Origin of the sequence: Streptomyces syringium (assembly GCF_017876625.1) — a bacterium.
GTDB classification, from domain to species: domain Bacteria; phylum Actinomycetota; class Actinomycetes; order Streptomycetales; family Streptomycetaceae; genus Streptomyces; species Streptomyces syringius.
In genome coordinates this window covers 5,907,402-5,932,239 of record NZ_JAGIOH010000001.1, presented here as the reverse complement: position 1 = coordinate 5,932,239, position 24,838 = coordinate 5,907,402, and the positions used below count along the sequence as shown (strand labels likewise).

Sequence of the window (24,838 nt, the reverse complement as noted above, 5' to 3'; positions counted from 1 at the left end):
CATGAGCACATCGATCGACCCGGCGGCGACCTCGCTGCTGCGCTTCGCCACCGCCGGCTCGGTGGACGACGGCAAGTCCACGCTGGTGGGGCGGCTGCTGCACGACTCCAAGTCGGTGCTGGCCGACCAGCTGGAAGCCGTCGAGCGGGCCTCGCTGGGCCGCGGGCAGCAGGCGCCCGACCTGGCGCTGCTGACGGACGGGCTGCGCGCGGAGCGCGAGCAGGGCATCACCATCGACGTCGCGTACCGCTATTTCGCCACCCCGCGCCGCCGGTTCGTCCTCGCCGACACCCCCGGGCACGTGCAGTACACCCGCAACATGGTCACCGGCGCCTCCACCGCCGAGCTCGCCGTGGTGCTGGTCGACGCCCGCAACGGCGTCGTCGAGCAGACCCGCCGGCACGCCGCCGTGGCCGCCCTGCTGCGCGTCCCGCACGTCGTGCTGGCGGTCAACAAGATGGACCTCGTCGACTACGCGGAGCCCGTCTTCGCGGACATCGCCGAGGAGTTCACCGCGTACGCCGCCTCGCTCGGCGTGCCGGACGTCACCGCGGTGCCGATCTCCGCGCTGGCCGGTGACAACGTGGTGACGCCGTCGGCGCACATGGACTGGTACGGCGGCCCGACCGTGCTGGAGCACCTGGAGAGCGTCCCCGTCGTCGCCGACCCCACCGGCGACCCGGCCCGCTTCCCCGTCCAGTACGTCATCCGCCCGCAGACCCCCGAGCACCGCGACTACCGCGGCTACGCGGGGCAGCTCGCCTCCGGGGTGCTGCGCGTCGGCGAGGACGTCACCGTGCTGCCGTCGGGTCGGCGCAGCACCATCGCCGGCATCGACGCGCTCGGCTCGCAGGTCGACGTGGCCTGGGCCCCGCAGTCCGTGACCCTGCGCCTCGCCGACGACCTGGACGTCTCCCGGGGCGATCTCATCGCCCCCACCACCGGCGTGCCGGCCCTCACACGGGACGTCGAGGCGACCGTCTGCCATGTGGCCGACCGGCCGCTGCGGGTCGGGGACCGGGTGCTGCTCAAGCACACCACCCGCACGGTCAAGGCGATCGTCAAGGACATCCCGTCGCGGCTGACGCTGGGCGACCTCTCCCAGCACCCCGCGCCCCGCGAGCTGGCCGCCAATGACATCGGGCGCGTGGTGCTGCGCACCGCCGAGCCGCTGGCGCTCGACGCCTACGCCGACTCCCGCCGTACGGGTTCGTTCCTGCTCGTCGACCCCGCCGACGGCACGACGCTGACGGCGGGCATGGCGGGCGCGGCGTTCGCGGCGGAGGCGACGGGCGAGGCCGCTCCGGCGGTGGCCGACGACGAGGGATGGGACTTCTGATCATGACCTCGACGGACACGATCCCGATGGGCACGAACCCGATGGGCAGGGACTTCTTCTCGACCTTCGACAAGGAGGGCGGCCGGATCGGCAGCGGCGCCCTCGGCAGCGGACAGGGCGGGGTCGGGCGATGTGTGCGCTGACGCCCGTACCGCCGCCGCACCTCCCCCACCCCCGAAGACCCCAGCCGACGCCGGGCGTGCCCTAGCCGTACGCCCGGACCACCGAGAGGAACCCCCCTCGTGTCTGCCGCCCGTCCCGCCCGCCGCGCCCTCGCGGCCGCCGTCGCCCTCCCCCTGCTGATCGGCGCCCTGGGCGCCTGCGGCTACGGCTCGGCGAAGAAGGACGACAAGAGCAACACCGCCGCCGTGGGCGCGAAACTGTCCGTCGACACGGTACGGATCGGCTACTTTCCCAACATCACCCACGCCACCCCGCTGGTCGGTGACCACGAGGGGATCCTCCAGAAGGAGCTGGGCGGCACCAAGCTCCGCGCCACGACCTTCAACGCGGGGCCGGCCGAGATCGAGGCCCTCAACGCGGATTCGATCGACATCGGCTGGATCGGTCCGTCCCCCGCCATCAACGGCTACGTGAAGTCCAAGGGCAAGAACCTGCGCATCATCTCGGGTTCCGCCTCCGGTGGTGTGAAGCTCGTCGTGAACCCGGACCGGGTCTCCTCGCTCGACGACGTCAAGGGCAAGAGGATCGCGACGCCGCAGAAGGGCAACACCCAGGACGTGGCGTTCCTCAACTGGGTCGCCGAGAAGGGCTGGAAGGTCGATCCGCAGAGCGGCAAGGGGGACGTGTCCGTCGTCCGCACGGACAACAAGGTGACGGCCGATGCCTACAAGTCCGGTTCCATCGACGGCGCCTGGGTGCCGGAGCCGACCGCCTCGAAGCTGGTCGCCGAGGGCGGAAAGGTCCTGCTCGACGAGAGCACGCTGTGGCCGGACAAGAAGTTCGTGATCACGAATGTGATCGTGTCGCAGAAGTTCCTCGATGCCCACCCGGATGTGGTCGAGGCCGTGCTGCGCGGCTCGGTGAAGACCAACGCATGGATCACGGCGAACCCCGACAAGGCGAAGGCCTCCGCCAACGCGGCCCTCAAGGGCTTCACCGGCAAGGCACTGCCCGCCAAGGTGCTCGACCCGGCGTGGCGGAGCATCGCCGTCACCGACGACCCGCTCGCATCGACCCTGCGGGCCGAGGCGGACCATGCCGTGAAGGCCGGTCTGCTGGAGGAGCCGGACCTGTCCGGCATCTACGACCTGGCACCGCTGAACAAGGTCCTGAAGGCCCAGGGCAAGCCGGCGGTCGACGCCGCGAACCTCGGCAAGCGTTAGCCCCCGGCCGTCGCGCATTCCCGTAGAGCCCCACAAGCCCGCCAAGCCCAGCAAGCCCGCCAAGCCCGCCACGCAGCGACCGCCGACCCGTCGGCGCCCAGACCTCAGGAGGTGACCGGATGGCCCCGGCACTGTCCACCGAGAAGACCGGCACGGCTGTCGTCGTCCCGCAGGACGCCCCGGCAGCCGTCCGGCTCCACCACGTCCACAAGAGCTTCGGCCGCCCCGGGGCGGCCCAGCCCGTCCTGGACGACATCACCCTCGACGTGCGGCCCGGCGAGTTCGTCTGTCTGCTGGGCGCCTCGGGCTGCGGCAAGTCCACGCTGCTCAACCTCGTCGCCGGACTGGACCGGCCGACGGCCGGCACGATCGAGGTGCCCGGCGGCAGGCCGGCGCTGATGTTCCAGGAGCACGCGCTCTTCCCCTGGCTGACCGCGGGCCGGAACATCGAGCTCGCCCTGCGGCTGCGCGGGGTGCCGAGGGCCGAGCGGCGGCCGGAGGCCGAGCGGCTGCTGGACCTGGTGCGGCTCGGCGGCTCGTACCGCAAGCGGGTGCACGAGCTGTCCGGCGGGATGCGACAGCGCGTCGCCCTCGCCCGCGCCCTGGCGCAGGACAGCCAACTGCTGCTGATGGACGAGCCGTTCGCCGCGCTCGACGCCATCACCCGGGACGTGCTGCACCACGAACTGACCCGCATCTGGTCCGAGACCTCGCTGTCGGTGCTGTTCGTGACGCACAACGTCCGCGAGGCGGTCCGGCTCGCCCAGCGCGTGGTGCTGCTGTCCTCGCGGCCCGGCCGGGTGGCCCGGGAGTGGGAGGTCGGCATTCCGCAGCCGCGGCGGATCGAGGACGCGGCCGTCGCGGACCTGTCCGTCGAGATAACCGAAGAACTGCGTGGGGAGATCCGCCGCCATGGCCAGCACTGACACCGCCGGGAAGACGAAACCCGACGGGCACGACCTCTCGGGACTGGAGGCCGGGCTCGACGCGCTGGACGCGGTGCAGGTCAAGCGGACGCCCTTCACCCAAATCCTGCTGCACAAGGTCCTGCCGCCCGTGAGCGCCGTCGTCCTGGTGCTCGTCGTCTGGAAGCTCCTGGTCCTGGCGGAGGTCACCGACGACTACAAGCTGCCCGACCCCTCCGCCGTCTGGCACAGCCTCACCGAGCTGTGGGTGCAGGGCACCCTGTTCGACATCGTCTGGACCAGCGTCTCGCGCGGCCTGCTGGGCTTCGCCGCCGCCCTGGCCCTCGGCACCCCGCTGGGACTGCTGGTCGCCCGGGTGCGGTTCGTACGGGCCGCCCTCGGCCCGATCCTCTCCGGCCTCCAGTCACTGCCGTCCGTCGCCTGGGTACCGGCCGCCGTCATCTGGCTCGGCATCACCGACTCGGCGATGTACGCGGTGATCCTGCTGGGCGCGGTGCCGTCCATCGCCAACGGCCTGGTCTCCGGCATCGACCAGGTGCCGCCGCTGTATCTGCGGGCCGGACGCACCATCGGCGCCACCGGGGCGCGCGGCGCCTGGCACATCCTGCTGCCGGCCGCCCTGCCCGGCTACCTCGCCGGCCTCAAGCAGGGCTGGGCCTTCTCCTGGCGCTCGCTGATGGCCGCCGAACTCATCGCCTCCTCCCCCGACCTGGGCCTGGGTCTCGGCCAGTACCTGGAGAACGCCCGGACCGACTCCGACATGCCGGGCGTGCTGCTCGGCATCCTCCTCATCCTCTTCGTCGGTATCGCCATCGACCTGATCGTCTTCAGCCCGTTGGAGCGCCGTGTGCTGCGCACCCGCGGCCTGGCGACGCGCCAGGGGTGAGCGCATGGTGGTGTTGATCGTCGCCCACGGCAGCCGCGACCCCCGCCACGCGGCGACGGTGACGATGCTCCGGGACCGGCTGGCGGCGCTGCGCCCACAGCTTCGCGTCGAGGTGGGTTTCCTCGACTTCTGCGCGCCGAGCGTGCCCCGGGTGCTGGAGCGGTTGTCGGCGGAGGGCGTACGGGACGTCGTCGCCCTTCCCCTGCTGCTGACCCGTGCCTTCCACGCCAAGGCCGACATCCCGGCGGTGCTGCGCGAGGCGGCGGCCCGGCTGCCGTGGCTGCGGGTGCGGCAGGCCGCCGTCCTCGGCCCTTCCCACCTGCTGACGGCCGCCTTGGAACGGCGGCTGTACGAGGCCGGGCTGCGGCCCGGCGACCGGAGCCGGACCGGGGTCGTCCTGGCCTCGGCGGGCTCCACCGACCCGGAGGCGAGCGCGGTGATCGCTGAAATCGCGCGGGAGTGGCGGCACACCGGTTGGTGCGCCGTGCGACCCGCGTTCGCCTCCGCTTCCCTGCCGCGCACGGAGGACGCCGTCCGTTCCCTGCGCGCGGAGGGCATCCGCCACATCGCGGTCGCCCCGTACGTCCTCGCCCCGGGCCGCCTGCCGGACCGCATCGCCGCCGGCGCCCGGGAGGCGGGCGCGGACGTCCTGGCGGATGTCCTGGGCCCGGCGCCGGAGGTCGTCTCGCTGCTGTTGCGACGGTACGAGGAGGCGGCGCGGGCCGTCGCGCTCACTCCGGCGGCCAGGCTGCGGGCTTGAGCGCTCGCACGGCAGAAGGCTGTGCCCCTGTCAGCCCGGCTGCTTGATGCTCTCGAAGATGCGGGCGAAGCCTTCCTCTCCATGGCCCGCGTCGATCTGGCGTTGGATGAGCCGCTGGACCATCGCGACCACCTCGGTGCCGATGCCCTGGTCGGAACTGGCGGCCAGGAGGTCACCGAGGTGGGAGAAGTGGAGGCTCTGCTGCCCTTCGACGGTGTAGTCCCCGCCGTCGATGACTGCGGCGAACCCCTCGAAGGCGCCGGTCATGGCGGTCAGCCACGGTGCGGCCTTGGCAGCGAACTCGCCCGCCGTCACACCGGCCGGAGCGACCATGGCGGCGCCGTGCATGAATCCGGCGAACATGACGTACATGCCCGCGAGGAGGGCGAGGTCGTACAGGGACGCCAGCCCCGCGTCCTCACCGAAGTAGGTGCTGGTTCCCCACAGGTCGAGCAGCGGCTTGTGCTGGTCAAAGACATCGGCCGATCCGCTGTAGAGGACCGATGCCCCGGGCTGACCGATCATGTGCGGTACGGCCATGATGCCGCCGTCCAGATACGCGACCCCGGCACGGGCGGCCCAGTCGGCCAACTCCCGTGACTGGGCCGGTGACGTCGTGGTGACGTTGACCAAGGTCCGTCCGGCCAGTTCATCGGCGAGCGGGTCGAGCACCTCATGGACGGACGCGTGGTCCAGCAGGCATGCGATCACCAACCGGCCGGCCCGGACCGCGTCGCCGGCCGTGGCAGCGACCTCCGCGCCCTGGGCAACGAGGTCGTCCGCCTTCCCCGGTGATCGGTTCCAGACCGTTGTCGCGTATCCGGCCTTCACCAGGGCGCCCGCGAGAGCGCTACCCATCGCGCCCAGCCCGAGAACACTCACCTGGACGCTGTTGTCGGTTGTCATTTTGGGAACTCCCCCTCGTGTTCATCGTTCGTCTGAATCCTCTCCGCCGCCGGTAGGGTTGACCAGTACGGACTAATTAGTGAGGTACTCACTCACGGGTAAGTGCACCTTGGAGGGGCGGATGGCGACATCAGCACGACGTGGTCCCTACTTCTGCGGCATCGACGCGGCGATGGACGTGGTCGCCGGCAAGTGGAAGTCGCTGATCCTGTGGGAGCTGCACGAACACGGGACCCGCCGGTTCGCCGAACTTCGACGCGGTCTGCCGGGCGTCAGCGAGAAGATGCTGATCCAGCATCTGCGGGAGATGGAAGCGGACGGGCTCGTGCATCGCGAGGTGTACCGGGAAGTCCCGCCGAAGGTCGAGTACTCCCTGACAGAACACGGCGTCTCGCTCAACGCGGCCCTGGCCTCCTTGGGAGAATGGGGCACCGAACGCATGCGGCGGATCGGGGCCGAGAAGGTCTCCGTGAACGACGCCGGGACGACCGGCCACCGCGCGAGCGCTTAAGCCAGCACTTTGTGGACGAGGGCCAGGGCCTGGCAGTGCACATCACCGACGCCCAAACCGTGACCGGCCTCGATCTCTTCCCACCGGGCGCCATCACCCGCTCCCCCCGCGCGTAGCCCGCACCAGCACATTCGTTTGGTGACCGAGGGACACCACCGCATGGGGCGATATTCCTATTGTGCAAGCGTTCATCCCGCCACCGACGGAATACTGACGTTTCATCGGTTAATGCTCGGAGTCCTCCCCCATTCCCTCCCCCCACCTGCTTCGATAACCGGCAGTACACGACCCGTGACCGCACAACGGAAAGGGGAACAGTGTGACTGCTGCATCGGATTGGGTTCAGCGTTCGGCTGACCGCACGTACTGGGCGTGGGACTCGGATCGCTGGGAGACCAAGAGCCCCGGCTGGCAGGACGTGCCGGGCGCGACGATCGGCCTCAAGATCGGCGGATCGACCTCGCCCTCGTACGGGGCGATCTTTGTGGTGACCTTCAGCGCGGAGACGCTGGTGAGCTCCTCGGACAACAACAGCGTCCTCTGGCTCGACGTGCTGTTCGGCGGCGAGAGCCCGAACCCGGTCAGTGACAACCACCGTTTCTCGTCGGCGGCCTCATCGGCGGAATGGTCCTCGCACACCGCGCTGCGGATCATCAGGTTCGAGCCGCAGTTCAACCAGAAGGACGTCACCGCTCAGGTGCGGGTGAGCCCGAGTGACAACATCGGCACCGCCGGACTGCAGAACTGGCTCCTGAAGATCGAGCGCTACAACCTGTAACAGCCGGCTTGACCACACGTCCGTGCGGGAGCGCCACGTCAGGCGCGTCCCGCACGGCACCCGAAGCGGACGGGCCGCACCCCCGTGTCGGCCTGTCCGGTCGCCGCCTTGCTGAGGAGAACGCTACGTCGATGCCTGGCCTCCGTTCTTGAAGGAATGCGTCCTTCCGATTGCTGCCTTCAGGGGCGCAGGCAGCGTGGAGTACTGCCCGAGAGGGCGCGTGCCTCGCGGGTGAGGTGGGCCCGGGCTGACCGCACGTTCCTCTACCGGCACCGGGATCTGCTCGAACTCGTCCATGCCGCCGCCGCGGCGCCCCGGAAGAAGGCCGGATCGCGGCGGTCAGCCGGGCTTCGCTCCAAGCCGATCTAGCCAACGCCCTCGAACTCAGCAAACGCCTCGCCGCACGGGTCCGCCAGCTGGAGAAACGCCTCTCACAGACTTTCGGCGAGGCCGCCTGGGCCGAGTCCGGCCTGGGGGCGCCCGCCGACATCGATCAGCTCCAGCGACGCATCACCATGCTTGAGCAAGAGCTCGCCGACACACGCGGGCGCGCTCCATCCGGGCAGCGACCGCTAGCGACGCGAACGTCTGCGCCAGCTCTACTGCGCCCGCATCACCCTCCTGCGCCTTCTTCGAAGAGGCTCACCCCAGGCTTGAAACGTCGTCGAGGATATGGGAGAGAGGGTTCTCTTTGCCGCCGGCGGGGGCATTGCCACCCGCTGCGGCAAAGAGCTCCCCCAGGGGTGCGTCGGCGCCACCGCACTGGTTGAATGGCCCGGTGATGGGCATGCCCAGCGCGTTTCCGTCAGCCGTTCCTGTTCCCCTTGAGGCGACGCCGAGGGCGGCGGTCTCGCCAGAATGGTTAGCGCAGCTGGCATTGATGGCGGGGGACAGGAAGCCGCCGATGCCACCGGCCCATGCCGGGGTCGTAACAGTCTGGGTGGCTCCGAGAAGGGTTAGGGCCACGGTGGCGGTGCGAGGGGGCATGTACTGCTGAACGAGTCCAACCTGTTCCAGATGCGGCCACGATTCTGCCGGTGATCTTAGGACGCCAGGGCTCAGCCGCTGGTGTGCCAGCCTCGGGGGCGGGGGATCTGTGCGCGGCCGGTGCGGGAATCAGAAGGGCGGGGAGCCGGTGCCCGTCACGAAGAACTCCGTGGCGGCCCGGCGCGCAACGCCAACGGGGGCCGCGCAGACCCTGTCCCGGATCGAGCAGCAGCGCCTGCACGCCAATCTCACCCCGCACTTCCGCTGCACGATCGTGGCTAACGAGGCCCGCTCCACCGCCATGCTGCGGGTCCACCTCGAAGGCCCGCCCGGCCTGCTGCCCCACGGCGCCATCGAGATCACCGCGTCGCTCCGCGATGACGACCCGCACCAGGGCGAGGGACCCCGACTCGCTGGCACCCCGACTCCTGAAGAGGTCCGCGCCCACGTCTGGGGGCCATGGAAGTTCAGCGCGGACGACCGCGACGACACCGGCTGGACGGTCGCCCCGCAGCAGCTGGCAATCGGCGAGTGGACGCGATACGGCCTGACTCCCACCTCCCCGCCCTTGTGGTCGACGAGCAGCACGGAGGACTGGCACCGCGACTACGCGAGCGAGCCGGTAGGCCTGAGCATCACCGCCAGGTCGAAGGACAGCGAGTGGATCGTGCCGCTGGAAGTCCCCGTCACCATCGAGGGCACCGCCTGACCACGACAGGTCAGGGGGCGGCGGTGTGGTTGAAGCTGTTCAGCATCAGGGCGACCCGAAGAAGTCCCCGTCCATCACCGCGCTCAAGGACGTCCTGCACGCGGGAGGCCAGCTCCGCATCCACGTCCTCGACTGCCAGTGACCGTTCTGATCTCCCCGTACGTCAGTCCGGCGCCCAGTTTGGCGATTCCGGTGTGCTGCCCGCCCCGGCCGCGGCATCGTCGGTCCCAGCGCAGGACGCCCCCTACTGGGGGTGCCGGGGAACGGCGGGACGAACGCAAGGGGCGGCTATGGGTACGGGTGAGCGGGAGACGTGGACGACGGAGGAGTTCGGCTCCTCTCACGAGGGAGCGGTCGGCGTGCTCCTGGCCGACGGCACCGTCCCGCCCCCAGTCCTCTTCGCGATGAATTCCAGCGGGGGCGGACGATCGGTATCGCACTGGAGCGTCTACGACGGCCGCGACGGGTACAACCCCCGGCCGCGCGAGGCAGGTGTGCTGCCCGCTCCGTAGGCGCGCAGCAGCTCCTCCAGGCCTTCGCGGTGCTGTTCAGCGAACGCCTTCAGGCGCTGTACTACCGCCGGACAACCGAAGCAGCTGACCGTAGACGCAGCCGACCCGCGCCGTCAGGTGCACCAGCAGCAACCGGTTGCCTGGATTTTTCGGGCCGGTGGGTCGGACCGGGCGGGCTTGGCAGGTCGCGTCCGTCATGTTGACTGCGCCAACCGTGGGCCATTGCTTAACTGTTCTGGTGGCTATTGAACTGATGCTGCTGTGCCGGGTTTCCTATCGCGATCACGAGGTCACTGCGCCCAGGCTGCGCGGCCTGCTCGCTCTTCTGGCGTGTGAGCTGCGCACGGGGTGCAGCACGGCGTTCCTGGTGGACAACCTCTGGACGGACGGGAAGCCGCAGAATCCGATGAAGGCGTTGCAGACTCTGGTCGCTCGGGCTCGGAGTCTCCTCGGCGCCGACGTGATCGCCAGCACTGCGACGGGCTATCGCCTCACGCTGGGTGAGGAGCAGGTCGACAGCTCCGCCGTCCTGCTCCGCGCCATGGCGGCTGCGGAGCGGCTACGGAGTGAGAACCTGGCAGCGGCGCTCACCGAAGCTGAGACGGGTCTGGCGTTGTGGGGTGCCGACAGCATGCGGTGCGAGGTGGACGTCCCCAGCGACCCGGTGTCCGCGCTGCGCGCGGAGCGGGCCCCGGTGCACGGGTCGCTTGTCCGGGTCCGTGCTCTGGCCCTGGCGCGGCTCGGCCGTCGGGCCGAGGCGGTCGAACCGCTCACGCACCTGGCGCGGGAGCTGCCGCGGGACGAGGAAGTGCTGCTGGAACTGGTGCGCTGCCAGGCGGCCACCGTGGGTCCCGCTACCGCTCTGGCTACGTACGACGGCTACCGCCGCAGGCTGCGCGAGGAGCTCGGCTCCGATCCAGGGCCCGCGCTGCAGGGCGTACATCAGGACCTGGTGCGGGAGACAGCGCCCGCCCTACGCCGCGGGGTGTCTCACGACCCCAATCCCTTGCTCGGCCGGCAAGCCGACACCGTCGCGGTGGCGGAGCTGATGCGGACCTCCCGGGTTACCTCGATCATCGGGCCAGGAGGCTTGGGCAAGACCCGCCTCGCACACGTGGTGAGCCGTGAGGCGGAGCAGCGGGTGGTCCATCTGATTGGGCTCGCCGGTATCACCAACGATGCGGATGTGGCCAGCGCGGTCGCCTCGGCTCTCGGAGTCGGCCAGTCACTGCGCCCCCACACGCTCCCGTCCGCTGCCCCCGGCGATGCACTCACCGTCATCGCGGGCGCGCTCGGGCCCGGGCCGACGCTGCTGGTCCTCGACAACTGCGAGCACGTGATCGTCGGCGTTGCACAGCTGGTGCAGGCCCTGGTGTCGATGGTCCGCGACTTGCGGGTGCTCACCACCAGCCGGGCTCCCCTCGGCATCTCCGCCGAATCGGTGTACCCGCTGCCGGAGCTGGATCTGCCGACGACCGTCGAACTGTTCCGGCAACGGGCCCGGGCCGCCCGCCCCGATGTCGAGCTGCCCACCAGGACGGTAGTCGAGCTTTGCCGCCGTCTGGACGGGCTGCCGCTCGCCGCAGAGCTGGCGGCGGCGCGGGTGAGGGTCATGACCGTCGGTGACATCAGCCACCGGCTGGCGGACCGGTTCACCCTGCTGCGGGGCGGGGCGCGGGACGCCCCACAGCGCCATCGCACCCTGCACGCCGTCGTCGACTGGAGCTGGAACCTCCTGGACCCAGCAGGGCAGGCAGCGCTGCGCGCGCTGTCGGTCTTTCCTAACGGCTTCACGGCAGACGCCGCCCAGCATCTACTTGAGGACGACGGGCTCTTCGGTGACCTGTTCCGCGGCGGCGAGGTGCTGGGGGTGCTCACGGACCTGGTTGACCAGTCGCTGGTCAAGGTGGTGGACACGGTCTCCGGCGCGCGCTTTTCCATGCTGGAGACGATCCGGGAGTTCTGCACAGCCCAGCGGGCGCGGTCCGGGGAGGACGGCTGCGTGACCCGCCAGTACCTGGCATGGGCTCGCGACTTCGGGATGCGGCATCACGACGTGCTCTTCGGGACCGACTCCTTCGGGGCCTGGGACCGGATCAGGGCCGAGCAGGACAACCTCGTCCAAGCGCTTCGGCTCGGCCTCACCTGAGAGCGGACAGCGCAAGATCCTTGTAGGCGGACGGGACGGCCCCCGCTGGGCGGACAGCTGATCTCCCTCTCCGTGGACCCATTCGTGTCGGTTCCGAACAGACGATCCCTCCGGGGGTTGGCTCAGTGCTGCCTGGCATTGAGACCGACCACCCGGAGGGACGTTGAAGAAGTCTGACAGGGAGATCATGGAAATCTTCGAGGCCCTGGACGCCACTGAATGTGCGCATTCCGCGGCTGCGCTGGCGGGGGTCGATCCCAAGACCGTGCGACGTTACGCACGGATGAGGGACACCGGTCGGCCAACCGGTCTCGTCCGCCGGCCGAAGATGATCGACCCGTTCATGCCGAAGATCGAGGAGTGGGTCGACCGATCGCAGGGCAGGGTGCGGGCCGACAAGCTCCACGACCGCCTGGTCCTGCTGGGGTTCACCGGTGATGAGCGCACGACCCGGCGGGCGGTGGCGAAGGCGAAGGAAGCCTGGCGGGCCGGGAACCAGCGGACCTATCGGCCCTGGATCACCGAGCCGGGGCTGTGGTTGCAGTTCGACTGGGGCTGGGGGCCGAAGGTCCCGGGCCCGGGCGGCGGTGAGCCCCGCGTGACGCTGTTGTTCTGCGCGTGGCTGGCCTGGTCGCGGTTCCGGGTGGTGATCCCGACCTGGGACCGGACTCTGCCGACGCTGGTGACCTGCATCGACTCGACCTTGCGGGCGATCGGCGGGGCGCCGACCTATGCGCTGACCGACAACGAGAAGACGGTCACGATCGACCGGGTCGCCGGCATCGCGGTCCGTCATCCCCAAGTCGTCGCGACGGGGCGGCATTACGGGATGCAGGTTCACACGTGTGTCCCCTTCGATCCCGAGTCCAAAGGCGGGTCGGAGGCGACGGTCCGCATCGCGAAGGCGGATCTGGTGCCCACGACGGCGAATCTCCGCAAGGAGTACGACTCGTTCGCCGAGCTCCGCGGCGAGTGCGCGATCTTCTGCCAGACGGTGAACAACCGGACCCACCGCGAGACGGGCAAGGCTCCGTCCTCGATGCTCGACGTCGAGCGGACCAGGCTGCATCCGCTGCCGCCGGCGCCTCACACGCTCGCGCTGGGCGAGTCGAGACAGGTGCTGCGGGACCAGACCGTCCGTTTCGGGTCCGTGCGCTATTCGACGCCGTCCGGGCTGGTCGGCCAGGAAGCCTGGGTGAGGGTCGACGGCGACGAGCTGGTCGTCGTGGCCGACCTGTCGAAGCTGGCTCACCGGCCGGAATGGATGCAGGGCCCGGCCGGCCTGGCGGAAGTCGCCCGGCACGAGATCGCTCTGCCCGGCCGTCCGGTCATCCTCGCCGAGCACTATCCCAACCACCCGCAGGAGATGGACGGTTCACCGAAGCCGCCGCGGCCCCGGCCCGTCGATGCCGCCGAGGAAGCCTTCCTCGCGCTCGGTCCCGGGGCGAAGTCCTGGCTGATCGAGGCCGCTGCGGCGGGGACCACCCGGATGCGGGTGAAGATGGCCGCCGCCGTCGAGCTCGCGGCCCTGGTCAGTGTCGCCGAGGTCGACATGTCGCTGGGGCTTGCCGCGACCGCGGGCCGATTCGCCGAGGACGACCTGCTCTCCATCGTCCAGCATCGCAAGTCCGGCGTCCGTCCCGCCGACCTCGTCGTCGCCGACGAGGCCCACTCCGTTCAGCCCGGCACTTCCGCCTGGGCTGACTTCGGCCGCAACGGCGGCCCGGCAGAAAGGAATCTTCCATGACCGGCATCGCGTTGCTGGACCCGGAAACCGACCAGCCCGTCCCGGCCCCGTCTCCGGTCCCCTCCTCACCGGCCCCGCCGCCGATCCCGGCCGATCTGGAATCCGTCCTGAAGCGGATGCGGTTCCCCTACTTGCGCAAGGCGGCCCCGGACGTGCTGGCCACCGCCCGGTCGCAACGCTGGGACCCGGCCGAAGTGCTGCGGATCCTGCTGGAAGAGGAGATCAAGGGCCGGGAGGCGGCGACCCGCCGCAGCCACCGCAAGCAGGCGAACCTGCCCACCGGCAAGACGTTCAGCTCCTGGCGGGAGGAGGACTCCTCCATCCCCGCTCCGACCCAGCAGGCCCTGATGACGCTGGAATGGGTCGGCCGGTCGGAGAACCTCGCCATCGCCGGCCCGTCGGGCACCGGCAAGAGCCACTTCGCCGAGGCCCTGGCCCACAAGGCCATCGACCGGGGCATGCAAGTCGCCTGGTTCAGCCTCGAATCGCTGACCGCCCACGTCGGCCGGGCCACCGTCGACAACTCCGTCGCGAAGGCGATCGCGAAGATCACCCGGGCCAACCTCATCATCCTGGACGACATCGGGATGCTGCCGTCCGGCCAGGCCGCCGCCGAGGCGTTCTACCGGGTGATCGATGCCGCCTACGAACGCAGGTCCGTGATCGTGACCTCGAACCTGCATCCGTCGGGATTCGACTCGATCATGCCCAAGACGCTCGCCACGGCAGCAGTCGACCGGCTGTTGCATCACGCGCACATCGTCCTGACCGAGGGCAGCAGCCTCCGGCTCACCCAGGCAACCACGGGCAAGGGCGTCAAGCCACTGCACTGAGCCAGTCGAGGGACGAAAAGTCACACCGCACAAGGAGATGAACTGTCCGCCCACAAAGAGGTGCAATGTCCGCTCACCCGGATGACCGCGTGTCCGTGGACATCACCCAGGAGGACGGCGCTACGGTCGTCGCCACCACCGCAGTGCTCGCAACCTTGTGGACCACGGAGGCCAACTACGCTCGCCTCGTCCCGCTCGCCCAGGACGCCGGACCACTGCTCTCCCACTTCCGGCCCCAACCCGACTTCGTCGAGGTCACCCGGACCGCCGCGGCCACATGCGCCACGAGCCTGTTCCTCGGATTCGGCCCCGGAACAGCGCGCACCCTCGTCGCCCTGCGCCGACTGCCCCCAGCCTCACCAAACACCCTGATCGGAGCTGTCTCGACCGTACTGTGCGCCCTACCCGAACTCCTGCGCCCCGATCACTCGGTGCTGAACACCTTGTGCGACCGGGATGAGCCGCTGCTCGCCGGCGCGGCCAACTGCGCGGCCAGCCTCGTGTGGGAGAACGCCTACCACCCGGACCGCGCACTGTCAGCGGCCCAGCGCATGCTCGATGCCTTCAAGGAGCTGCGAATTCCGTGGATCCAGGTCATGGCTCCCGCCCGAATGGCCAGACTGTGCCTCCATGCCGAGCAGGGACACGAAGCCCTGCACCATCTGCAATCGGCACTACGGGTCCTGGAGGAGTTAGGCGTCCAGGGCGCCCCGGTCGGCATCCGCTGGGGCATGGCGCTCGCCAACCTGCACACCGGTGACCTCGACGAGGCCGAGCACTGGGCAGCACAAGCGACGCTGCCCCAGCCGCACGAGACACCGGACATCTTCTCGCCCAGCCTTGAAATACGCGCCGAGATCGCACTCGCCCGCGGCGACACCGAATACGGGCTGCGCCTATGGCGCCAGGCCGCCGAAGCAGCACGAAGCACCGCCGCCAGCCCAGTCTTCGACCTCGAATTGAACCTGGAGCCCTGGGCCCTGGAGATCCAGGCCGCCGCCGTGACCGCCCACGCGCGATACGGTCACCCCGACCTCGTCGAAGACCTCACCACCACCCTCCAGAACAGGCTTCCCACCCTCCTGGCCCCCCGCGCCACCGCGCCACCCCGCCGGCAGGACAGGGACCTCGCGAACCTCCCGCTCTGCGGCGCACTGCTCCTCGCCCTCGGCATGACCGACCTCCACCACGGCCCGCGCACCGGCAACGCGCACCGCACCCGGTCGGGAACGCGGCTGGTCGCCCTGGCCGAACGCTTCCGCCACCTACGCGTCTTCCAGCCGACCATGTCCACCACGCTGTCCCGGCAGGCAGCCGAACAGGCCGACAGGGCCGCATACGCCGAGGCGTTGTCGGCGTACGCCACCTTGGACGATGTCGCACTGCGGGCCGCCGCGCAGACGGCGTTGCGAGAGCGGAATCGGCGCTGAAGCCACACTGAAGCCGCTCTGAAGCTCACTGACGGCACGCTCTGCGCAGACGTCGCGAGATGTTTCCATCCCGCGGCGCGCCATGAAAAAGAGCAACACTCGTGATGAGTGCGGGCTGCATTCCGGTTCATCGTCACTGTGCAATTTCATGGAAGTGAAAGGAGAATGAAATGACTGAGTCGCGTGTCGACGCCCTCGTTGCCGAGCTCGAGGAACTGGGCCTGGAGTCCGACCCCCGTGAGGCGCTCACCGCCACGCATATGAGTGTGTGAGGTCGCAACGGCGAAGAAGAGCGCACCGCGGAAGCCCGCAGGAGCGCATGACCGGGCAGGCCAGGGCCTGTTGGCGAGATTTTATTTCCGGGCCTGCAACCTCAAGCGAATCTCAATAAACCATCGTTTTCGTTGCAGATGAACACTGTGCGTGCGAGATTGCGCCTCGCGGCACAGGTGGGGATCGCAGGAAACGCGCGCCGCTGACCAAATACCTAACAGAATCAAAGTGGGGGAACGAGATGTCTATTCGCCGACGAAGAATAGTCGGGCTGGTGGCGGCGGCTGTTAGCGCCACTGTATTGGCGGGACTTCCGAGCGCTGCAACAGCAGACAGCAGCCCAAATGCTGCTGGCGTCCGGCCGGCCGCCACTGCTTCGCCGAAGGCCTATGCCGACTGGCTCAAGGCTAAGGCGGAGGCCGGGGACGGTGATGCTGCTGAGTACTCTAAGAAATACCAGGCTCTCCCTGCGGAGAAGCAGAAACGGTATCTTGAGTACATCAACGACCGCAGCTACTTCGACGTATTCGCCAACACGGTCGAGGGGAAGGGTGCGGCCCGTACCGTGATGGCAGACGGCGATGTCGTCGTCAGTAGCGGCGGCGACTCCGGTTCCGAGGCCGCAAAGGGCCCCGGTGAGTCCAGTCCCGAGGCCGCCGGGTCCAGGGATATGTGGGCTTCACACTGGGTGAAAGTTAAGTATTTCGGCCTTGAGGCCACCAGGGTCACAGTCAAGACTTCATACCGGGTCAAAGGAAAGAACACCACTAAGGTCTACCCCGGAGCCGCGTGGCACAAAAACTACATTCCGGGCACCGAGCTGACTCACACGCCGGTCGATGAATGGATCTCGGCGGAACCCGCAGACAATGCACACTCCGAGACGGTATGGACATTTGAGTGGTGGACGGGCATCGAGGACACAGGGCGTCATCGCGTCTGGGCCGACTACAGCGGCTCCAAGGGCGGATATCTGAAGACGTGACGCCAATTCAGATAGCCATGACCTAAGGCGTACTGCAGCCCTCCACCTAGGAGGGCTGCGTCTTGAGGAAAATGGGACCAGATTCCCCGCCCCGCCCTGAAGACCGCAGAAGGATGGGCTGCCGACGCATTGGCTCTGTGAATCTCACCAGGCACTGGACATGGCCGTCTCTGTCAGCCTCTTTATGCCGAGGCGGTATCGGGTATGCCGCTCTGGACGGGGACGCGCTGCGGGCCGCCGGGCTAACGGTGTTGCGCGAGCGGGGTGGGCTCTGAGTCCACACTGAAGCCGCTCTGAAGCTCACTGACGGCACGCTCTGCGGAGACGTCGCGAGACGTCTCGATCCCACGTGGATGGGTTCCCGGAATACCGAAAGCGAGAAAGGTGCGGAATGCGAAATCTGAGGCGGAGTCTCGCAGTTGCCGGGCTGAGTGCTGTGGCTGCCCTTATCCTTACTGCTCCCCAGGCGGCGGCGGATGAGGCTGCTGCAGCTCAATCTCTGTCCTGCAAGAAGCACGTCGGTGGCAAAACCGGATGGGTCGAGTGCAAGGGCAAGGGGCAGTGGCGCACGATCTCGATCTGCAACTTCGAGCAGGACCGTACCAGCGAGTGGTACAAGCAGAACGGGGGAACGAAGCGGAAGGCCGTCCTTAAGTGCTGGTGGGATTTGGCAGATATAAAGATCGAGAAGAGGTAGCTGCCGAGAGTCGGGGAGCCTTGGCCGGAGCGGTGCTGGCCGCGCCCGCAGAGGCTGTTGCCGGTGTGCCGGCAAGCTCACCTCGCCCGGCGACGGGGGTGCCGGGCGAGGTGCTGTCCAGCCCCCCGCGTGAACGGACCAGTCGGAACGCGAACCTATGAGCTCGTCGCAGGAAGTGGTCTCTGGCACCCGCCGGGTTGCGCCGTGAGTTTGTCCGGCTCACCAGGGACTGGCGGTCCGGGCGGGCTGGAGGGGGCAGTGCCGGTGAGGTGGTCCAGGCCCGTACGTACCGGCCGTGCGAGGCGGGCCTGCCGCCCGGCCCGTAAGCGCGCAGCAGTTCCCCCAGGCGGGCGCGGTGGTGCTGCCCGGGCCGCCAACCGTGAACTGACCCGGGCGCTGAACCAGCCCCGCTGACTGCCCGCTCCAGCTCCACGCACCACGCGCACAGGGGCAGCGGTCAGGCTCCGCTGCCCTTAGGAGCTTCCTTATGGGAGATCGCTGCCTCCTCGCCCATCGCGCTGATCACGGTCACGAGGAGGTCCTTGCCGGCCTCGAAGTCTGCCGCGATTGCATCGCCCAGTTCCCCTGCCGGGAGCTTTACGTCCTCCTTCATCTCACCGCCATCGTCCATCATGCTGAGGAAGCCGTCGGCGATGTCGACCAGCTGGTACTCACTCCGTTTGACGTTGGGCACATCGACGTTGTGAGTCGCCGAGACGACATCTTCATGCTTCCTGCCGGTGAAGATGTCGATACCTGTGAGGCGAATACCCGTGGGGGACGCCGACATGTCGACGATCTTGCATGGGCACAGGCGAAACCGCCGGACAGCCGATAGCTGACCTCGCCTGCGAGGCGGACAGTGAGCACCCGGCCGTCACCGTCCTGGATCAGGGCGGAGGCGTGGATTCCGCCCGGCTGGCGGCAGGAACGGCGGGGGCGGCTGTCACGAATCGGAGATGGGCACGATGTCCACCACCGTCGCGGTCCAGCCCCCGGCTGCCCCCGATTCGTCGTCGTCAGTCGGCCGCAGGTAGACCTGGTGAACGCCGTACACACCAGGGGCACGTTCAGCCTGTCCCGGTGGCGTCTGACGTGGGGCAGGAGAGCGGGTACGGCCTCGCGCAACGCTCGCGCCACAGCGGGCCACAGGTCAGCTTGCCGCTCTGCCCGCGGCGGTCCCTCTTGCCTGAGCTGAGAGGGGCCGCCGACCAGGAGCGCAGTCGTCAAACTGTCAGCCGCTTTGACCACTCGTCCGTGCGGGAGCGCCGCCGTCAGGCGCCCCGCACGGCACCCCCGCATCAAGGCCGCGAGGCAGCGTCACCCTCTCGCCCGGCGGGCACAGCGCATGCCGCTGTTCCACCCGGCATGCGCTGCCGGTTGTTCGCGATCAGCCGGTAGACGCCGTGGGCAGCCCAACGCACCGGTGGCAGCATGAGCACCGCCCCCAGCACGGCCCAGCCACCACGCGCGCTGAGCAGGAGTTTGGCGACGGCCTGGGCTCCGCCGTAGACCGTCCCGCTGGGGGTGATCCACAACACTTCGTACTCGGCCCTGTCCTGCGTCACACCCAGGGCATCCAACTCCGCGAACTGCCATGCGGTGACATCACAACGGGGACGGATACGTCTCTCGGCGAACCTCACCGAGGTCGTGCAGAAGCCGCAGTCACCGTCGTACACGAGCACAGGTCGGGTTCGCATGATCCTCATGATGCCGTGCTCCGCCCTGGCGGGGGCCGGGATGACCGCCCTGTCGTGTGACCCACATCATGGGAACTCGTACCTCCCATCGGACATATCCAGACGTGACGTCAATACACACCCGCATCAGGGACGGCGACCCGGACTCCTTCCGCTGTCTCTTCCGCTCGCACGCCCAGCTCGTCCACCGCTACGCCATCCGCGCCACCGGCGACCGGTCCATCGCCGAGGACGTCGTTTCGCTCACGTTCCTGGAGGCCTGGCGCCTTCGCGACAGGCTTCCCGAGGAGCCGGACGGCGCGAAGGCCTGGCTGATGGGCATCGCGGTGAACGTCCAGCGCAACACCAACCGTGCCGCCCGCCGCCATCAGAAGGCCCTGGCCCGGATGCCCGCCAAGGAAGCCGTGCCGGACATCGCGGGTGAAGTGGTGGGCAGGATGGCGGACGCCGAACAGCTCACCGCCGCGAAGAACGCCCTGGAGAAGCTGCGTCGGCCGGAGCGCGAGGTCGTCACCCTCTGCGTGTGGTCCGGCCTGAGCTACGTGGAAGCGGCCGAGGCCCTGGGCGTGGCCGTCGGCACCGTACGGTCGCGGCTGTTCCGGGCCCGCGAGCGCCTGCGCAAGCTCGCCGAACAAGAGCTCCGGCAGCACGCCGACGAGTCGGCGTCCCGGCGTCCCGAGCGCCTCCACCTGCACCTGAACCGTCCGAACGAGAAGTGGAACCGATAATGCGCATCTCCCGGCGAACCCAAGAGCCGCTCGACCTTCGTGACTTCGACCTCCTGCTCCCGCGGCAGGCCGAGACCGCCCTGCCCAAGGCGCGGCAGGACCTGTTCGAAGAGGCCCTGTGGGCCGAGGCGCGCCGGACCGCCCCGCGCGCACCGCGCTCCCGTGCGCACCGCACGGCCTGGATCGCGCTCCCGGCTGCCGCGGCCGTGGTGGCGGGCGCCGTGCTCGTGGCCCCGGACGGTCCGGGTACCTCGGGTACGGACACCCGCCCGCCGAGGGCCGGCGCGAAGCTGGAACCCGGCACCACCGGAGGACTGTCGACGACCGTCGACCGCATCTCCCTCGTGGCAGCACGGCAGCCGGCCCTGGAGCCCCGGCAGGACCAGTACATCTACGTGGAGAGCAAGGTGAGGGGCGGGCGGGTCGACAGGGCGGGCGGCAAGGAGAAGCTCGTGGTGACTCCGCTGCGCTCGCGCCAGGTCTGGCACTCGCCCGACGGCCTCAAGAATTTCGTCTACGAGCCCGGCCATGAATTCATGGACAAGAACGGCGAGGACCTCGACCTCGACCGTCCCGATGACATCACCGACCGGGGCTCCTACAACAGCGTCAAGGCGCTTCCCACCGACCCCGACGCCCTGCTCGAGCGCCTCTACCGGTGGGGCAGGGTGGGCGACCCGCAGGCCGACCGGACTGCGTTCGAGGAGATAGGTCAGCTGTTGGAGGAGCAGATCGCGGCACCGGACATCAGCGCCGCGCTGTTCAAGGCAGCTGCCAGGATCCCGGGCGTCAAGCTCGTGGACAACGTCGTCGACGCGACCGGCCGGACCGCTGTCGCGATCACTCACACCGGCCCGGTCAGCCGTCAGGAGTGGATCTTCGACAGGAACACCTATGGGTACCTCGGCCAGCGCGACGTGCTGGTCAAGCCCTATCGGGGCCTCGAACCCGGCGCCATCACCCACGAGACCGTGGTCATCAAGCGGGCCGTGGTCAACGCGAAGAAGGAGCTCCCCGACGGCACGACGCTCTGAGCGCCTGATCCGCCGGGCATGGACGATCCACCGCTGGAACGCACGCCCGATCCGCCGCCCATGAGCACCCGCATACCTGCACGGCCTATAAGCGGTGTCCGACGGGTTGTGTGAGCGGGTTGTGCCCTGTCGTTTCGGCCCACCCCAACGGCGCGGTGCGAGCAGCATTCGTCAACTCGCCGACACCGCCCGCCCGTGCGCACCAAGATGGGTGGGTCAGCGGACCGTGCCATCTCCCAATTGCCTTGCCCAGCCGACCAATTCACGTTCGGCCAGGCTGGTGCCCAGCCAATCGTGGTCGAGACCGACTCCTGGAAGGGAGGGTACGACCGCGACGTAGAGTCCGGCAGCACGCGCTGCGGTAATGCCCGTGGCCGAGTCCTCGAACGCGACGGAGTGCCTGGGAGTCGTACCGAGTGCCTCGCATGCCGTGAGGTAGAGCTCTGGTGCAGGCTTGGGGGAGCGCACTTCGTCGGCGGCGAACGAGTGGGTGAAGTAGTCGGCGAGACCGGCCGACCACAGTGCCGCATCCAGCAGGTCCCGGGGGCTGTTGCTGGCGACGGCGATGGGTACGGCTGCCCGGCAGGCGCGCACCAGTTCCGCCGCCCCGGGGAGGGCTGCTGCGCCCCGGGCCAGCTCCTTGTGGACCCTTTCAAGGAGTTCGGCGGCGAGTTCGGCACCGGCGCCGGGGTGCCCGAGGTATTCGGCCATGGCCTCTCCAGCGGCCTCCACGGTGCGGCCGATGACCAGAGCCTTCTGTTCGGGGCCGAAGGGATGGCCGTGCGCCGCGAAGATGGCTGTTTCCGCAACGGTCCAGCAGGTTTCGGTGTCGACCAGCAGGCCGTCGCAGTCGAAGACCACAGCCTCGGCGGTGGTGGGGAGCGTGCCCATGCAGATGTCCTTTCACTTCGGGTGGTGTGCAGGTTGTCCGTTCGGCGGCTGTCGGATCGCCTGCGGTGGCGCCGACCGGTGCCTTACTGTCCGAGTGCGAGCCGGATACCGAAGGCGGCGATGACCGTGCCGGTGATGCGATCGAGGTAGCGGCGGGCCGAGGGGCGTCGCAGGCGGTCTCGGAGCACGTGCGCGAAGGCGATCAGTGCACAGGCCCAGATGACGGCCAGGAGAATGTGCACACCGGCCAGGAGTACGCGACGGCGGTGCCCGAGCGCCGTGGTGCGCAGGATAAGAGCGGTATCCAGCCCGGGAGTGAGCGTGAGAAGTCCCACTATCAGGGCGAAAGTCCCTATTGCTTCTAGGGTGATCATGAGTGATCACCCTAGGTCGGGAGCCGTAGAACGTCTACGTTTCTGCCCGACATCGGGCAGGAACTGCGGTGTTCGCCTCTGGTTTTGCGCATGGCACCTCACGGTGACGCCCGGAATGCGTCTCAGGCGGTGAGGCCAGCCGGTCAGCCTGGACTCCTCTGGAACGAGGACGTCTGCAGCCACGATGGCAGTACAGGCACAGCCCTCCGGTGATCACAGACCGTCGCAACTCCATAATCGCCAAGACCTGTGCCTGCCTTGCTGCCGAGGCCCACCACCGCGCCTATCTGCGCGACCACCAAGTCCCGTGACCGGTCGCAGACCCCATCACGTCACACGGGCCGGGACTTCCACCGTTCGTGGGGCGAGGGGGACTGTCGACCGGCGAATAGGTACCGGGGGGTGCCGCCGTTTCGCAGGGCCTGGAGCACCCCACGCTCGAACTCCTTCCTCTCGGCGTCCGCGACTCGAAACAGGCCAACGGCCCCGCCTTCGTCGTACCGGCAGCCGCTTGGAGCGCCTTCGTCGACATGGTCCGCTGAGACCTCCCACGCACACAGATCGGCGGCCCCTCTCAGCTAGGACCAGAGGGGCCGCCGGCCCGTCTCCTCCCGGGGGCGCAGGCGTCCACTGAAGTCGGTACGGGTGAGCCCTCCTGGCGCCCCCGCGCCAAGCTCAGACGCACACGGGTTCCAGCACGAAGACGGGGATCACACGGTTGGTCTTCTCCTGGTACTCGGCGTACGGCGGATACGTCGCCACCGCGCGCTCCCACCACTCGGTCCTCTCCTCCCCCGCGAGCTCACGGGCCGTCATCGCCTGAGGTGCGGGACCGTCCTGGAGCTCCACGTACGGCTCCGCCCTGAGGTTGAAATACCAGTCAGGGTGCCGCGGGAACCCGGCCTTCGACGCCACGGCCGCGTACCGCCCGTGATGCTCCACCCGCATCACCGGAACCTTGCGTACCCGGCCGCTCTTCGCGCCGCGCATCATGAGGATGACGATGGGCAGGCCGGTGTCCCAGAGCGTGTTCCCCTGCGTACCGCCCGAGCGCTCGTACAGCTCGACCTGCTCACGAATCCACTGCGCCGGACTCGGGTCGTACTCGCCCGCAAGCGGCATCGCCTTCACCCCACACGTCACGTACGGATGGTGGTGCGCAGTACAGCACAAGAACGGCGGCGGTGGGCGGCGGGCGGCGCCGGCGCCGGCAAACTCGCGGCGGACTCATGCCGGTGGCGACGCGGGAGCGCCGATTCGGTGGCTCGATTCAGCCGTTAGGGTGACTTGATCATCCCTGATGAAAGGCCACGTAGCTCCCAGTGACCCAGTCGCGCCCCCACACCCTCTTCTCCTTCGGCACGTTGTTGGACGAGCGGGTCCAGACCGCTCTCTTCGGCGGAGCGGTGCCCAGTTCTCCGGCGTCGCTGACCGGCTACGCGGCCAGGCCCCTGACGATCACCGACGAGTCCGTGATCGCCGCCAGCGGGCTCGACGTGCACTTGACCCTGGGGCGCAAGTACGGCGCCGTCGTCGAGGGTGCCGTGCTGCACCTCACCGACCAGGACCTCGCCGCAGCCGATGCCTATGAAGTCGACGACTACGCCCGCCGACGGGTGCTCCTCACCTCCGGGGAAAGCGCCTGGGCCTACCTGGACGCGAAGCCGCTGCGCTCGGCCGCGCGCATCGTGATCGTGGGCGACAGCATCGCCTACGGACGCTGTGATCCGCAGGGAGGATGGGCGGCCCGCCTGGCGGCAACCCACATCGCCGGGAACGAGGCCGAGCACCGGGTCTTCAACCTGGCCATACCCGGCAGCACGTTGGCCGATGTCAGCGAGCAGACACCCGCGGTGCTGGCTCCCCGCCTGCCCGACACCGTCCTCGTCGCCGCCGGCATCAACGACTCCGCCCTGCCGCTCGCCATGCCGGAGACTCCTCGCGACGGACTGGCGCACATCGCGGACAGCCTGGGCTCGTTGGCCGCCACCGCCCTGAGTCACAATGCGCGACTCGTCGTCGTGGGACCTGCCTGGGTCGATGAGGAACGCACCCGCGACTACGAGGGTCTGCACTTCACCCGGGCGCGAGCGCTGGCCCTGCGCGAGTCCGTACGGGCCTGGTGCGACGAGAACCACGTCGACTACCTCGACATGTGGGAGCCCCTGCGGGAGCGGACCGAACTCCTCGTCGACGGCGTGCACCCCACCCCCGAAGGACATCAGGTGCTCCATCGGCACCTGGACGCCCTCGGTCGCTGAGTCCGTCGGCCCGGATCGCGGCCGTCACGCCGTCACGCCGTCACGCCGTCACGCAGGGCGGCGTCCGTACCGG

Annotated in this window: 25 protein-coding genes; 19 read left to right on the top strand and 6 right to left on the bottom strand. The window is 69.0% G+C overall.

The features are described from left to right. Position 1: 1 nt before the first annotated feature. The 6 genes from JO379_RS26420 to JO379_RS26395 all read left to right on the top strand — a co-directional run bounded on the left by JO379_RS26420 (position 2) and on the right by JO379_RS26395 (position 5,257). Positions 2-1,339: a sulfate adenylyltransferase subunit 1 gene (locus JO379_RS26420; RefSeq protein WP_130881653.1), complete on the top strand. Its 1,338-nt coding sequence runs from the start codon at positions 2-4 to the stop codon at positions 1,337-1,339. A 2-nt stretch (positions 1,340-1,341) separates the two neighbouring features. Then, positions 1,342-1,482 (top strand): hypothetical protein, encoded by a 141-nt coding sequence (locus tag JO379_RS26415; RefSeq protein WP_165451652.1) that lies wholly within the window; start codon positions 1,342-1,344, stop codon positions 1,480-1,482. 99 nt (positions 1,483-1,581) lie between these two features. After that, positions 1,582-2,685 carry an aliphatic sulfonate ABC transporter substrate-binding protein gene (locus tag JO379_RS26410; RefSeq protein ID WP_130881654.1) on the top strand — a complete coding sequence of 368 codons (1,104 nt, stop codon included), beginning with the start codon at positions 1,582-1,584 and terminating at the stop codon, positions 2,683-2,685. A gap of 119 nt (positions 2,686-2,804) precedes the next feature. Next, on the top strand, positions 2,805-3,611 hold the full coding sequence (locus tag JO379_RS26405) for an ABC transporter ATP-binding protein (protein WP_130881655.1): 807 nt from the start codon (positions 2,805-2,807) through the stop codon (positions 3,609-3,611). Next, positions 3,598-4,497 carry an ABC transporter permease gene (locus tag JO379_RS26400; RefSeq protein WP_130881656.1) on the top strand — a complete coding sequence of 300 codons (900 nt, stop codon included), beginning with the start codon at positions 3,598-3,600 and terminating at the stop codon, positions 4,495-4,497. The genes JO379_RS26405 and JO379_RS26400 overlap by 14 nt, the downstream gene beginning before the upstream one ends. 4 nt (positions 4,498-4,501) lie before the next feature. After that, complete coding sequence (locus tag JO379_RS26395) at positions 4,502-5,257, top strand: sirohydrochlorin chelatase (RefSeq protein WP_209517250.1); 756 nt, start codon at positions 4,502-4,504, stop codon at positions 5,255-5,257. A gap of 30 nt (positions 5,258-5,287) precedes the next feature. On the opposite strand, the gene JO379_RS26390 is transcribed toward JO379_RS26395, so the two are convergent. Continuing rightward, positions 5,288-6,163 (bottom strand): NAD(P)-dependent oxidoreductase, encoded by an 876-nt coding sequence (locus JO379_RS26390; protein WP_209517248.1) that lies wholly within the window; start codon positions 6,161-6,163, stop codon positions 5,288-5,290. 121 nt (positions 6,164-6,284) lie between these two features. Between JO379_RS26390 and JO379_RS26385 the strand changes: the two genes are divergently transcribed. The 9 genes from JO379_RS26385 to JO379_RS26345 all read left to right on the top strand — a co-directional run bounded on the left by JO379_RS26385 (position 6,285) and on the right by JO379_RS26345 (position 17,077). Next, positions 6,285-6,674, top strand: coding sequence for a winged helix-turn-helix transcriptional regulator (locus tag JO379_RS26385; RefSeq protein ID WP_130881659.1), 390 nt, complete (start codon positions 6,285-6,287; stop codon positions 6,672-6,674). 319 nt (positions 6,675-6,993) lie between these two features. Further along, on the top strand, positions 6,994-7,452 hold the full coding sequence (locus JO379_RS26380) for a hypothetical protein (RefSeq protein WP_130881660.1): 459 nt from the start codon (positions 6,994-6,996) through the stop codon (positions 7,450-7,452). A 1,135-nt stretch (positions 7,453-8,587) separates the two neighbouring features. Beyond that, a complete protein-coding gene (locus tag JO379_RS26375; protein WP_209517246.1) occupies positions 8,588-9,148 on the top strand; it encodes a hypothetical protein in 561 nt (186 codons plus the stop codon). 290 nt (positions 9,149-9,438) lie between these two features. After that, on the top strand, positions 9,439-9,660 hold the full coding sequence (locus JO379_RS26370; protein WP_245381562.1) for a hypothetical protein: 222 nt from the start codon (positions 9,439-9,441) through the stop codon (positions 9,658-9,660). A 238-nt stretch (positions 9,661-9,898) separates the two neighbouring features. After that, positions 9,899-11,809 carry an ATP-binding protein gene (locus JO379_RS26365; protein WP_209517245.1) on the top strand — a complete coding sequence of 637 codons (1,911 nt, stop codon included), beginning with the start codon at positions 9,899-9,901 and terminating at the stop codon, positions 11,807-11,809. Positions 11,810-11,996: 187 nt separating this feature from the next. Continuing rightward, positions 11,997-13,556, top strand: a complete 1,560-nt coding sequence (gene istA / locus JO379_RS26360; protein WP_209513316.1) for an IS21 family transposase — start codon at positions 11,997-11,999, stop codon at positions 13,554-13,556. Continuing rightward, on the top strand, positions 13,553-14,389 hold the full coding sequence (istB, locus tag JO379_RS26355) for an IS21-like element helper ATPase IstB (protein WP_245381325.1): 837 nt from the start codon (positions 13,553-13,555) through the stop codon (positions 14,387-14,389). The genes istA and istB overlap by 4 nt, the downstream gene beginning before the upstream one ends. A gap of 65 nt (positions 14,390-14,454) precedes the next feature. Further along, positions 14,455-15,819, top strand: a complete 1,365-nt coding sequence (locus JO379_RS26350; RefSeq protein WP_209517243.1) for a hypothetical protein — start codon at positions 14,455-14,457, stop codon at positions 15,817-15,819. A 547-nt stretch (positions 15,820-16,366) separates the two neighbouring features. Further along, positions 16,367-17,077 (top strand): hypothetical protein, encoded by a 711-nt coding sequence (locus JO379_RS26345; RefSeq protein ID WP_209517241.1) that lies wholly within the window; start codon positions 16,367-16,369, stop codon positions 17,075-17,077. A gap of 1,154 nt (positions 17,078-18,231) precedes the next feature. On the opposite strand, the gene eif5A is transcribed toward JO379_RS26345, so the two are convergent. Further along, positions 18,232-18,573, bottom strand: coding sequence for a translation initiation factor IF-5A (eif5A, locus tag JO379_RS26340; RefSeq protein ID WP_307842221.1), 342 nt, complete (start codon positions 18,571-18,573; stop codon positions 18,232-18,234). Between the two features lie 502 nt (positions 18,574-19,075). Next, positions 19,076-19,477: a thiol-disulfide oxidoreductase DCC family protein gene (locus JO379_RS26335; RefSeq protein WP_209517237.1), complete on the bottom strand. Its 402-nt coding sequence runs from the start codon at positions 19,475-19,477 to the stop codon at positions 19,076-19,078. 113 nt (positions 19,478-19,590) lie between these two features. Here JO379_RS26335 and JO379_RS26330 point away from each other — a divergent pair, with 113 nt between their 5' ends. Then, positions 19,591-20,205, top strand: a complete 615-nt coding sequence (locus JO379_RS26330; protein ID WP_307842220.1) for an RNA polymerase sigma factor — start codon at positions 19,591-19,593, stop codon at positions 20,203-20,205. Then, positions 20,205-21,239, top strand: coding sequence for a CU044_5270 family protein (locus tag JO379_RS26325; protein WP_130881667.1), 1,035 nt, complete (start codon positions 20,205-20,207; stop codon positions 21,237-21,239). Before JO379_RS26330 ends, JO379_RS26325 begins: the two co-directional genes overlap by 1 nt. 216 nt (positions 21,240-21,455) lie before the next feature. Here the strand turns inward: JO379_RS26325 and JO379_RS26320 are convergent, their stop codons facing one another. Both JO379_RS26320 and JO379_RS26315 read right to left on the bottom strand, forming a co-directional pair. Beyond that, the gene (locus JO379_RS26320; RefSeq protein ID WP_209517234.1) at positions 21,456-22,130 is read right to left on the bottom strand and encodes an HAD family hydrolase; all 675 of its coding nucleotides are present in this window, start codon (positions 22,128-22,130) and stop codon (positions 21,456-21,458) included. Between the two features lie 83 nt (positions 22,131-22,213). Beyond that, positions 22,214-22,504 (bottom strand): LysE family transporter, encoded by a 291-nt coding sequence (locus JO379_RS26315; protein ID WP_209517232.1) that lies wholly within the window; start codon positions 22,502-22,504, stop codon positions 22,214-22,216. A gap of 422 nt (positions 22,505-22,926) precedes the next feature. On the opposite strand from JO379_RS26315, the gene JO379_RS26310 reads away from it, so the two are divergent. Continuing rightward, positions 22,927-23,046 (top strand): DUF397 domain-containing protein, encoded by a 120-nt coding sequence (locus tag JO379_RS26310; protein ID WP_130881974.1) that lies wholly within the window; start codon positions 22,927-22,929, stop codon positions 23,044-23,046. A 133-nt stretch (positions 23,047-23,179) separates the two neighbouring features. Here the strand turns inward: JO379_RS26310 and JO379_RS26305 are convergent, their stop codons facing one another. After that, entirely contained in the window at positions 23,180-23,626 is a 447-nt protein-coding gene (locus JO379_RS26305) for a nitroreductase family deazaflavin-dependent oxidoreductase (protein WP_130881975.1), read from the bottom strand. A 200-nt stretch (positions 23,627-23,826) separates the two neighbouring features. Between JO379_RS26305 and JO379_RS33985 the strand changes: the two genes are divergently transcribed. Next, a complete protein-coding gene (locus JO379_RS33985) occupies positions 23,827-24,765 on the top strand; it encodes a GDSL-type esterase/lipase family protein (protein ID WP_130881670.1) in 939 nt (312 codons plus the stop codon). The last annotated feature ends 73 nt before the right edge of the window (positions 24,766-24,838 follow it).